We start from the raw sequence: 12737 nt of genomic DNA, 5'->3' as shown, positions 1-12737 counted from the left end.
ATATATGTGCGACATATGTAAACATTGCTCTTCCCACTTCATCAAGCACGAAACATTAAAAACGGTAGTATTAGTAGACATCGCGTCATTAACATCAGAATCACAAAATATGAAGAACCATGAAATGGGCAGAACTAAACACCAACCTTTTACAAAGTGAAATTACGAATATCAAAAGTCAGCTTAAACAACGGAAGAATGAGCTAATCTTATTAACCCAATAATTAGTATCATCTGAAGGATTACGAAGGTAATCTACGATGAGATAGTTAGAGAAATCACATGAGCACAGGAAGCATTAAAGTCTCGCACTGCGGAGTTAGAGAAACTGTTATTAGATATAGAATTCTGGACTCAATACCTATAATTTTTTCAAAATGAGTTAATGAAGTTTCTGAAACACGAGCTCCTGACGAAGAAACACTATGAGATATCATACACAAATTGATAAGGAAAATTGAAGTCAGCGTCGATGATGGTATCACTATCAACTACTATTTCATAAATCCATTAACAAGAGAGGGGAGCCTAAACTCCCTCTTTGTCTTAAACTTTTCGCACTATCTATAGTGCGGATTATACAGTAACAACAAATATGTACATGTCCAAGAGAGTATGCTTGCTCTCTAATGTAGATGATTCTGACCATATCTAATGAATGGTGGGCTTCTCTTCTAAGAAGGAAAGATAAAATACATCAGAATTAGATAAAGGTTTCACTCCTTAAACCCCTTACGGTCATTAAAATTCTTAAGTAGGAGCATGATTAAGTTTCCATGTGAAACTAATACACGTTTTGTTCTTACCATGCAGGACTTCCATTACTACACTAATGGCACGATTCATAGCATAACGTTTAAACACCTTCATATTAAAAATCGTTTAGAGCAAAACGTATGTTGGATGGGTAGTCAATGTTCTTTAAAAGTCCAATTAATACATCATGATAGCTTAAGAATTCATTCTCAATAACATTTGCAATTTGTTGGGAAAGTGCATTTTGACCCGTTAAGGTTGATAAAATATCCACCAGTATATTTTGAGTCAATTTACTCTCCTTTTTTAAGGAAATAACTAGAATGAGTTGAGCTGCCAATAATTTCAACGCACTATATTGAGTTTCTTTATAAATTTCTGCTATGCGCAATGAAACATGATACCATTCCTCATCCCTACACTCTGCTCTATCTATATTCTTCTTTACAGTATGTATGAAAGGAACCATCACCATCTCATGCCTTGAACATTTTGCCATTATATTAAGTGGCACAGAGATTAACGCCTTAATAAATGTCCGAAGAACTTCATTCTCTTCCCAAATATCAACTGTTGTCAGACATCTTAATACATGATTCACATCATTGGTAAAATCATTAAATTTATAATTTATCAAACCTTCAAATGAGTAATAATCTATTGCTAGCGGACTATTCATCATATCGTCCCACAACTCTTGAACAGTTTGATAACGTTTGGAGCGATCATCTCTCATTGCTTTTCCAACAATATGCTGATAAGTAATAGACGATTTTAATATATATTCAGGTGAAGTTCCACTAAATATATAATAAAGCAACGCCCCAAGAGAATAAATATCGGATAAAGCATCAGCATTTTTTAGACTTTTCTTTTGCTCTGGGGCAGTAAACGCCTCCCTTCCATATGAAGCTTGCGAATATCTTGTGATGGAAGAGAGCGCTCGATGATCTTTAGCCAAGCCAAGATCAGCTACTTTTGCCACTACTTTTCCAGCATCTTGTTGAAACAACAAAATATTTTGAGGGGCCAAGTCCCGATGACTGATTGGATGCTGATGTAGATAAGCAACACCACTTAAAATATCCTTGAAAATGCTTAACTTTGTCTCATGGGGTAAAGTAGGGTTCGAAGTTATCCATTTATCTAGGGAAGTTGTCGCTAATGGCATTGTGAACAGTACAGGATCACGCTCTAGCTGCATCTTGTCAATTTCAATAATATTAGAATGCACGATATGATCTCGAAGCAAATTAATCTCTGTTTTAAAACGTCGTAGATATTCTTCCCCATCTTTCCCATAGGATTGCATAAAATATGATCTTTCAAACAATACTTTGCAAGCCCACTCTCTTCTTTCAATCGGGTCAAAAACCCTGTACACCTGTGCAAAAGATCCCCGATCAATCTTCTCCAAGGGAATTAGTTGATAATTCTTCATCTCTTCACCATTCTTGATATCAGCAATCCACAACCGTTGTGCCATCTTATTGGATTCTGGACAGAACAAGATGCCATACTCCTTCAACAGTTTCTCTATTTGTTCATCTTCGAGTTTCGGAAGAACTTCAGCATCTTTAGCCAAGTGATTTAATACTTGTAAAGCAAATATTATCATCTTGCCAGCATCCGAGTTAGGAGCCAACGCATGATAGTCCCCTCTAAGCTTATATGCAAGCATGGGCAGATCGATGTCATTGTTGAATGGCAACTGCTCAAACAGATTATTTGTTAAAATTAGTAGGCCTTCGAGTGATTCTGGGCTTTTTTTGTAGGCGTTATGAACCGATGGTGCATTTTTATAAGTCCTGATAAACGAAATAAATCGATAAAATGAACTTTCCATCTGAGTTTCACTCAAGAATGATTGAAAAAATTTCATCTTCTCTGCATCATAACGGCGCTTGTCTTCACTTTTTGAGGTTAACTTCCCCCCGTAATAAATTTTCAGAAAATCACTTAGATCGTATCCATCGAATAATTCTCGATATTTACTATTTCGAATTTCTCTCTCGATTTCGTCAGCAGTAATTGGGACTGCTTCTTCTTTCTCATAAGTCGAACCCAAAAATCCATTTAATACCTTCAACTCATCAAGTGTCGGATCTTCAAGAATAACTGTGGTACTTTTGGTAATTCTCCCGTAACTTCTGTATTTTTGTCGAAAAAGTAAAAACACTCTGTTAAAACCATCAATGTCTCGGAAAACCTCAACTAACTGCTGTAATGATGTTTGCATCTATCTAGTTCCTCCTGTATGTCTTCCTATAAGATTTTAGTAAACATATTGAAGTTATGTACTATCATCTTTTTAAGCGATAGTTCTTTCTTGCCGCAAAGGGGGAATTCACGATAAAAAAATCAAGAAATCTTGTGATACTATTACTTATGAGTTTGCCCAGATTATCTCATGTTGAATTGCATTTGCCTACGCTGCATGCGGTGGACGTCACCAAACTCAAAACAATGTATTTTGAACAAACGAAGATTGAATGTCTTCACTTATTTCATACGGTTCTTCCACACGCGTCTGCTTAATACCATTCCATGAGTATGCCGTTGAATTAACAAGGTTTGAATTCCCCATTCGACTCAGAACATAAATCGAAAGATCAGGCACTTCCTCATAACAACCCCATAAAGATTGTGAGTTTAATGTGTAATCAAAGTCGTACATCTCAATAACTTTAAACGCTTCTCTGATATTGTTATCATCTACGCCAGCAAACGCTTCGTCTAGTGCAAATATACGAGGTGCTTCACAGTGAGCATTTTGTAAACGTGCATCAACCGCTGCTAGGAGTGGTGTATACATCGCCATTGCTCGCTCACCTCCGGAGAAGGTATTGTAATTGCTTTTCTTCATTTCTTTGCGCTTTTCTCCTGTTTTTTCGTAGTAAATAATGAATTCATACCAATCTCGATAATCTAAGACCAACTTAATATCTTCCATGAAGGTCGGTGTACCGCTCAACTCAGATTTACGTTTCGCTTCATACACCTTGGAACGAAAATGCTGGGCTATCCTTTTCCTATCGGAATCCGCAAGCCATATGGGATCTTTCTCCAAAAATCGCATTAATTCTATCGTATCGAGTTCTTGTTCATTGTCGGTCCTTTTCGGTGACCACTCGACTTCAAACTTCAGTCCGCTGGAGTTCTGTGTCTTTTCCATTATTGTATTGATACGTATTACCCATTCTTTCGCATTTCGAATTTTGTTTTTTACCGTATCTCCGACATGGTTAATCAGGATATCTTCGTAAATCTCGCGATCCTTTTCAGCCATTACCTCTGCAAGCATTTGGTCTTGCTCGGTCAGCTTGGTTTTGGCAAACGACGGCGAAACACGACGAGACTGATACTCTAGTGTAATTTTTTCACGTCTGGCTATCGTTTTAAGCATTTCTACACGAATTTCGTCTTCAATAGCCATATAAGAAAACTCGAACTCGAATTCCATTGGCTCCATCGTTAAGTTGTATTCCGGTAATCCCTTGTCCGCATCTGAGAAGACATTGCCCAATTCACTTTTATTTTTCGTTCTATCCTTCTTCGCGAGAAGTTGTCCGAACTTCGCTTTGACACTCTCAGCAAGCAATTTCGTATCTGATTCGGTTTCAAGCCCAAACTTTTCACTGAATTCTTTTGCATCTTGCAGAAAGGCACTTTCCCACGCCAAAACAAGCTCCTTCATAAAGTGTTCCTTCTGAGCTCCAACTGGAAGGCGATTACGAAGATTTTTTAAATTGTTTTTCAGTTCACTAAGTTGTCCGTCCAGCTCTCTTTGGTCCTTTGGCAATTGTTCCAGTTTATCGTTAATACTTTTGGCAAGCTCACGAATGTTATCCGCGTCAATGTCCTCTAATTGCTTTTTATAATTTTCTATTCGAACATTTATTTTCTTGATTTGCCCGTCTAGTGATAGAACGGCTGCCTTTGCGTCATTCACACCATCTTTAATAGTGTCTATCTTGTCATCTTGATTCTTTAGAAGAATTTGTTTATCCTCTCTTGAACGGTAAGTGATTTTTAGATTTGATAATGCGCGCTCGAAATTAAGCAAACCTTCACACGTACCATTTACTACCTGCACATTTTTCTCAATAGCGATGTCTTCGAATTCTGCGTTCAGGTTCCTGCTTTGCTTCTCCACGTTAGTTTTTAGTTCCTTAAATTTTTCATTTAACGACATGAGCTCAGGTTCCAACAATTCTGTGATGCGTTTTGCAACGGATTCAAATTGTTGCTTGGCGTCCTTTAGAGGCGAAAATTTCGGAAACGATTGGTACTCAACTTCAATTTGCCATTGCCTCACTTTACTTTCATTAAAAAGCACTTCAAGCTCCTCAATTTCGAACTCGAGAGCGGCTACTTTTTCTTTTAACACCGCGATTTTGCGGAGCCGCTCTTGTTCCCTAGCATGCTTTCCAATATACTTGGCCACCCCATACTGCGAGGCCGTTCCGGCTGTAAAGGAACCTTTAAATGATCCTTCAGCCGTTACAAAATAAGCGTCCTCAACGGAAACCGAAATCCCCTGCAGAACTGCTAGCACATCATCATGACTCACATCCCCGGCAGCCGAAACATCTAGATACTTTGTTAGATTGTTCGATGCCTTAGCCTGATGAGCACTAAGAACCGTTCCAGATAATGATTCGTTATAACGGTTATTAGGTACAATCAGCGAGGTTAGTACGCCAGTTTCAGTCAAGACCGACTCCAACCGTGATTTCTGCTCCTCAGTAAGGTTTCCTTTGAAATCAACTACAGCGTAAAACGGTGCACATGGAATTCCCCTTTCTTTGAATTCCCTTATTTGATTTTCCTTGGATATCGGAAGCTCAGGTTCTATTTCATCAGCCCCCTCAAGAAAACAGAGTTCTTCTTTGGTGAGCTTTCTTTTTTCAATCTTTGATTGCATTTTAGCGTCTACTAATGCTTGCTCCATAAGACACTGGGATACTTGTTCTTCACGCTCACGCGTGATTGGCCATATCAACTGCTCTTCAGTCACATTTTCTAGATATCCATTAATCATCCTTTTCACGCTCGTACTGCTATTAGCGCTGAGCACAAGAGCTGTTAATTCATTTATCCAGTTTTCAAGCTCAGCATAAGCGTTATTTCGATCCATATCATAGATGTTCGCAAGGTTCATACGCTTTTCTCTTTCAATTTCAAGAACGCCTTGTTTCTCTTCGATTTGTTGTCTCATACCATCCAAGTCGCGCTTCTTTTGGTCCAGTTCGTTAATTTTTTTGAGCAGCACCCCAAGCCTTTGAAGCCTGATTCTTATATTAGACTCCCAATTTGAAAAATTATAATTTTCAATTTTCTCATTTCGCTTGAAATGATCAGAGAATGCCAGATAGATGTCTTCAAATGCCGAATCCATCCCCAACTCCTCCAAACTTTCCAACGCGGCTTTTAGTTCTTTCTCAATTACCCATAATTCATTTTCAATATTACGTCGTTCATTATTAGCATCCGTTAATGATGCTTTCTTCAAATCATAGCGATCTGTTTGGTCTGATTTTTCATTCGATATTCGGGTTAGCTCCCGTTTGGCAGATTGAAGAGTATCGTCCAAATTCACTATTTTATCATGTCCCAATTCCTGCCTTGCTTGCTTCAAACCTTCAATTTCATGTTCAATATTTCGGATTTTTTGCTCCGTCTCATTGTAGTCAACACTCTTGGTTTCAATATCACTTAGTACCGTTTGATGTTCCAACGCAATGGCATTCCACGTGTTGTTGCTTTCCAAATAGTACTTAGCCTTCTCTGCAAATACATATGAAATATAATCGTCATAACCTTTATCCAGTTTCGTTGCAAAACCAAGGTCGCTTTGTGTTTTTAGAATTTCCCGCTGCGTTTGGTCTTGCGCTTCTACGGTAGTGGTTAGTGCAGACAATTCTTGGTCGGATAATGGTGGCAATGATTCGTTCAATGTTTCCTTTAAATCGTCCGGCCCCCCGCCTTTGGTTAGCTTAGGGCTCTTAAGCCGCACGAGAACATCAGTAAAAAGCTTAAGTCCTGTTACATCTGGAAACTTGAATAGTTGCTTATTAATCAGTTCAGCGTATTCTTTACTATCAACGACCGTACCACTCTCACGGATTACTGCTGTTATTTCTTTTCTATTTAAAGGGATTTGCTCCGGTGATCCATCTAATACTTCTACCTTATAGAGCGAGATCGGATTTGTTCCGCGCCCAATACGCCGAGAGCGATCATGAATCACAAACCCCCAGGCATCTTCCAACCTTCTGTTTTTTCGTTTGGAATGCAGTCCAAATCCAGTCGTGATGTACTGCTCCGTGTTTGTTAACTTATATTCAATCACAACATAACCAATGCGCTCGATAATGTCCTTGTTTAACGACTCTTCGCCAAGCAAGATGTCATAAAACTTACGGTCACTTGACTCAAATGGGTCCAACCGCTTAGGATCCTTGTTTCCATCCAGCATGAATGTAAAAAGCGTGTTCATGGCAATCGACTTACCCGCACCATTATGACCACGCAGTAGCAGTCTTCCGTTCTTGAAGTAATATTCTTCATAATTAAAATACCAATAATTAAATAGGATGACGCGGTGAGGTTTCCAACGCCGTGCATGGTTAGTCATCGTCATTCTCCTTTATTTTTTCTTCTTTAGGTTTTTCGAAAAATCTTCCGATTACATCGTATAGTTTCAAATCGCCCTCTTTCGTTACCTCTGCTAACTTCCATTCAAATAGCATGTTTTTAATTGTATTCTTAACTTCAGCGACACTCATGCTTTTTAGCCCCGTCGTCCATCCATGACTGTTCTCATCAATAAGCTGCCGGCACATAATATCCAAATCAATGTCGGTTAAATTAACTGTCCCATCTTTTTGTTCAACGAGACTGTCATTATCGTCGATGATTTTAAGCCGCAACAACGTTGCAAACTGAACAACTAGATTAGATTCGGCATTGTTCGCTGGGAAAAACCGCCGAAAAGTGCCGACGTTCTCTTTTACTAAAAAAGCACTGCTCCCGTAAACATCCACATTCATATCATAGTATTTTTCAACATGTTCATTTAGATGACGTCCATACTGTCTTAAGTAATCAAAATCTGCCGCCGAAACTTCATGCCGATACAAGGCTGGCTCCAAAAACAGTTTCCGATACAGCAAATGCTTTCTTTCTACACCTAATTCCCGTTCCTGCATTTCTTGAAGCAACACGATATCGTTTAGCCTCAACTTTTCTACAATATTAAAACTGATATTACGCATAAAATATTTCACAAGTCCGGTTGAACGCAACAGCGCATCATTCGTTTCTCTGTCTTGGAAGTCTTCAATATTTTTATCCATTACTTCTATCAAACACCGCCGAACAGCTTCTTTCAATGCACGGACAAGGGATAGTCGATTTTTATACCCTTCGCTACCCTTCCATGTTAATATCGGTGTATTTTCACTGACTATTCCTTTTAAACTCCTCGGGTAGTACGAAACGACCGCTTGGCAAATGTCCGACAATGCAAATTGTTTTGATGCCTTTCCATCCAAAAACGCAAGTACGCAGTAAAAAATGACGTAATCTTTCACTTCTTTGAAATCTGATATACCTGTTGACGGTTGAGGTGTTACTTGAAACTTCTCGACTTTTGCAAAATTTGCTCCGACCACCAATTTAAAACGGAAGTAGTCCTTAAAGTAATCCCGCAGGAACCCTTCGTTTTGTTTGATTTCATAAAACAGCTCCGGATTTTCCTTGCGTACAACCCAAAAACTATCAAGCAATTGATGAATGCAATTAAGAGACTCCTGTGACGGCTTTTTCATGTGTTTTCACCTCCGTGAATGTCATCTCGAAATTCGGCAAGAAGAGGATTCCATCCAAACAGTGCAGTTCGATGATATCGTTACTAACCTTATGAAGTTTAAATTTCACGCCAAATTCTGTAGTCCCTTCATAGATTCCGTAACCAACTGGATTCAAAAGTGCCGCACTTATCCAATCTAATAATGCTTTTCGAACAAACGGCTCAACTCCGATATCCAAACCCTTTAGAACTAAGTAAGGCTGCTCCACAAGAGCTTTTAGCACACTTTCCTCGTATGCCAGCCGTTCCACGAGCAACCGTCTCAATTCAAGTGACTCCAGGCTCACTTTTGATACCTTCAAATTCTGCTTTATGGTTCTGTCCAACGGAGGCCGAATACGGTACGTCACATCTAGTTCATCCGGATCAAAATCCCATACCGTACCATCATTCCTTTCCGACGGCTTCCTTGCGACTTTGAAATGCTGAATGCCTTCGAATCCGAATAAATAAGAAAACACTCTGTGGGCCTCTTCCAAGTTGTCGGACACATGCACCATGTCTGCAAGTCGTAAAAATTCTGTTACTCGACTCTTTTTCACAAATTGCCGCTCCGCATGAAAGTGTGCAAGCTTAGACATTTTACTGATAGCATCTCGAGTACGGACCTCAAGATGAAACGCTTTACTCGGTTTGGTATCACTTTCCAAAAACCAGTTACGGATGCCTGTCCATACATCAAAAAAGGTTTCGAAATACTCTTTGTCCGACACAACCATCGTGGTAGGGATATTTTTCTTATGGCGGACAAGTTGCAATATGATGTTCTTAATTTTCTTCTCCGAAATGCGTGTAATAATATTAATTATCACAGGCGAATTGCGGTTAAGTTCAACCATAAAATCCGTTAAATAAGAACGGAACTGATTTTTAAACACGATAAAGGCATCGGTTTCCATTTTGCTGTCCAATTTATCACCGCTGATATGATTCAAATAATCCGAAGCATCATTATCAAGCTTTGTAAACCGTTCGAACAACTCGTCCCACGCTTCATATAATTGAACAAGCGAAGTCGAATCCAAATCGGTTTGTACCGAGAATCCGTTTAATTTAATAAGAGCATCGTATAAGCGCTCGGTGAGCTTTTTATCCAACGATCCACCACGTATACGGTGAAGTTTTTTCTCCATAAAAATAAGCATTTTTTCAAATTCAATCGTATAGTCCGTTAGGGAATATGTTTTTCGATTCTTAATAAGCTCTTCCAATGTAACAGCATCCGTATTATCCTGATTCAACACTAAGTTATTGTTTTGAACTAAAATAGATAAATCAGCATCCTGCTCTTCGAGCGTATAATCTTCAAACCCCGGAAATTGTTTAAGATGCGTGAAAATTTCTATCGGTAAAACATCATTATTAAATATACGATGTTGCTCATACATGTATCTTAATATTGGACGATATCGGTGCGTTTTTTGTGTCGACAAATAACTTGCTTCTTTTATTACACGCGTCAATGACAAATCCAAACGAAACACTCCTTTTTCGAATGCCTGAGTTTCAAATAATTGATAATTGTATTATCTTTTCTTAATATTTGGAAATATCGATATTATAAATATATAACATGAGGGATGAATACTTAATAACAAATATTTAAACATGTCGATAATTAATAGTTCTTGTCAGTACAACACCTGTAAAGATACTAAGAGAAAATACATACACTTCAACAAAACTGTTCATTGCTGAACAAAAACAGGAAGCGAAAAGCAAATATATGAAATTTAGGCTGGTGGTTGAAGTAGAGGAATTTAACGTACCAGAAAAAATGAATTTCGGAGCGTTTGTTGAGTAATGGTAATCGAAGTATTTCTTAAACACCGTGCATTTAACACGCACTATTTGTTTGAAGCTACTAATCTTCCCCGCTTTTCAGCATATTTCGTTCAAGGATTTCAAACCACTTCATATTGTCGATTATCTAGATGTGTTCGAGAAAAAACTAGCGTGGGGATAATTCGATTTGTTGTTCTAGGTATTTTATATATCTATTGAAAGTATTAATTAGTGCTAATCTTTGGGATCTTCTGATGGTTTTTAACTTTGAGAGTGAATACTTTCAATACTCTACAAAAATCCGCTTTAGTGGAAAAAACACCACATTACAATATGTTTGAGAACTTCAAACAGTATTGAAACTAAATGAGAAAGTGACTTACTAGAGTGAGTAGTTTAAGTATAATCCTTTGGTTTTCTTGTAGTCGATTAGTTACTCGATAGTTCTTTTGTGTTTCAGCCTACAAAGTTAAAAGCCATCTTGCTAGAAATAAAATTTTCAACAGAAAAACTAGAATCAAATACATCACTACAGTATCGCAAATTTTTTTCTGGGCAACTTTGCTAAAGCCTTAAAGAATTGCTGCGGAAACAAAGGCATTGTATCTTATGTGAATCCAGTAAAGGCATCTTTCATAACGGGATACCCGTCAGCTACGAAGCGACTTCGTTCTTACCTTAACCGAACTTTCTTCGGCTAGTTATGCTTAGCATTGCTAGGCACACAATAAATTAAAAGACTCAAACATACTATATGCTTGAGTCCATATAAAGCAGGTAAATTCGGTCTTATTTAAGAATTCCGTGTAAGCAAAGCCACACTCTCCACATGAACCGTCCAAGGGAACATATCCACCGGAGTAACTTTCTCCGTCCGATATCCGCCATCCTCAAGTGTACGCAAGTCACGCGCCAATGTCGACGGATTGCAGCTCACATAAACAACCCGCTCAGGCCTTATCTCAAGTATCGTTTCCAGCAGCGCTGGGTCACAACCCTTACGCGGCGGATCAACAACGATTACATCCGCTTCAATGCCTTCCTTACGCCAGCGTGGAATAACGACTTCCGCAGGGCCAGCTTCGAATGAGGCATTCTCTATACCATTAAGCTTCGCATTCCGTTTCGCATCCTCAATCGCTTCAGGCACTATCTCTACACCGTAGACATGCCCCGCTTGGCGTGCAAGGAATAACGAGATCGTACCAATGCCACAGTAAGCATCAATGACTTTCTCGACACCTGTTAAGCCCGCATATTCTACAGCCGTACGATAGAGCGCAACTGTCTGTTCAGGATTAACTTGATAAAATGACCGTGCAGAGATCGCAAATCGAATGCCATCGAGCTCATCATAAATGACTTCACTGCCCCATAGAACACGCGTCTCATCACCGAAAATAACGTTTGTATCCCGCTCATTTACGTTTTGAATGATGCTCTTTACATTCGGCAATGCTTTACGAATATGTTCAATCCATTCGGGTTGTCTTGGTAGTCGCTTACCATTTGTAATCAGTACGATCATCATTTCGCCAGTTACTACACCCGTACGAGCCATTACATGTCGAAGAACACCTTGTCCAGTTTCTTCATTATACGGTGGTATTCTAAGTTCTCTACCGATACGCTTCACAGCGCGGATAACTTCATCGTTATCGTCATGCTGAATAAGACAATCGTCCATATCGATAATCCGGTGGCTGCCACGTGCGAAGAAACCAGCGATTAGCTCTTTGCTATCCTGACTAGCCCCAACTGGTACAGCTGCTTTGTTTCGATAACGCCAAGGATCGGACATACCAACAGTAGGAAGAACAGTTATACCAGCAATATTAGCTTTACCAGCAGTACCAGCCTCTACTTGTCCACTATCGCTTCCTTCGCCCTCAACCTGCAGCTTCCCAATCCGCTTAAGATTGTCCACGACATGCTGACGTTTCCATGCGAGTTGCGCCTCATAATCAAAGTGCTGCAACTGACAGCCACCGCATTCTTTAAATATATCACAAGGAGGATTTAGACGATCCTCACTCTTCTTTGTTAGTTCCAGAAGTTTAGCATACCCATACTGCTTCTTCAGCTTCATAACTCGAACGCGAGCAGATTCCCCTGGAAGCGCACCTTGAACAAAAAGGGTAAAGCCATTAGCACGGCCTACCCCTTCTCCGTCATGAGTCAGGCCGATAATATCAACCGTGAGCTCTTCATTTTTTAGAAACGGCGCATTTGTTTCAGACTTCACTGCCTTTGTATTTCTAGCACCTTTTGAAGTTTTTCTTGTCATATTGTCTCCGCTCTTTCCTAGCTGGCATTGATG

The 12737-nt window shown here is 39.2% G+C and carries 5 protein-coding genes; all 5 read right to left on the bottom strand.

Going from position 1 to position 12737, the window contains the following annotated elements; translation table 11 throughout:
- Positions 1-871: 871 nt before the first annotated feature.
- Positions 872-2995: a protein kinase domain-containing protein gene (locus I6N90_RS14575; RefSeq protein WP_197936327.1), complete on the bottom strand. Its 2124-nt coding sequence runs from the start codon at positions 2993-2995 to the stop codon at positions 872-874.
- Between the two features lie 219 nt (positions 2996-3214).
- A complete protein-coding gene (locus I6N90_RS14570) occupies positions 3215-7396 on the bottom strand; it encodes a TIGR02680 family protein (RefSeq protein WP_197936326.1) in 4182 nt (1393 codons plus the stop codon).
- A complete protein-coding gene (locus tag I6N90_RS14565; protein WP_197936325.1) occupies positions 7389-8591 on the bottom strand; it encodes a TIGR02678 family protein in 1203 nt (400 codons plus the stop codon). Before I6N90_RS14565 ends, I6N90_RS14570 begins: the two co-directional genes overlap by 8 nt.
- A complete protein-coding gene (locus I6N90_RS14560) occupies positions 8563-10107 on the bottom strand; it encodes a TIGR02677 family protein (protein ID WP_197936324.1) in 1545 nt (514 codons plus the stop codon). The genes I6N90_RS14565 and I6N90_RS14560 overlap by 29 nt, the downstream gene beginning before the upstream one ends.
- Positions 10108-11210: 1103 nt before the next feature.
- Positions 11211-12704, bottom strand: a complete 1494-nt coding sequence (rlmD, locus tag I6N90_RS14555) for a 23S rRNA (uracil(1939)-C(5))-methyltransferase RlmD (RefSeq protein ID WP_197936323.1) — start codon at positions 12702-12704, stop codon at positions 11211-11213.
- Positions 12705-12737 lie beyond the last annotated feature (33 nt).

The organism is Paenibacillus sp. GSMTC-2017 (assembly GCF_016019935.1).
GTDB lineage: Bacteria > Bacillota > Bacilli > Paenibacillales > Paenibacillaceae > Pristimantibacillus.
Note: the sequence above shows the minus strand (reverse complement) of the source record. Positions and strands in the feature narration are given on the sequence as shown.

Coding starts and splice junctions, on each gene's coding strand:
- I6N90_RS14570 (WP_197936326.1), bottom strand. CDS start 7,396: ATGACTAACCATGCACGGCGTTGGAAACCTCACCGCGTCATCCTATTT.
- I6N90_RS14565 (WP_197936325.1), bottom strand. CDS start 8,591: ATGAAAAAGCCGTCACAGGAGTCTCTTAATTGCATTCATCAATTGCTT.
- rlmD (WP_197936323.1), bottom strand. CDS start 12,704: ATGACAAGAAAAACTTCAAAAGGTGCTAGAAATACAAAGGCAGTGAAG.
- I6N90_RS14575 (WP_197936327.1), bottom strand. CDS start 2,995: ATGCAAACATCATTACAGCAGTTAGTTGAGGTTTTCCGAGACATTGAT.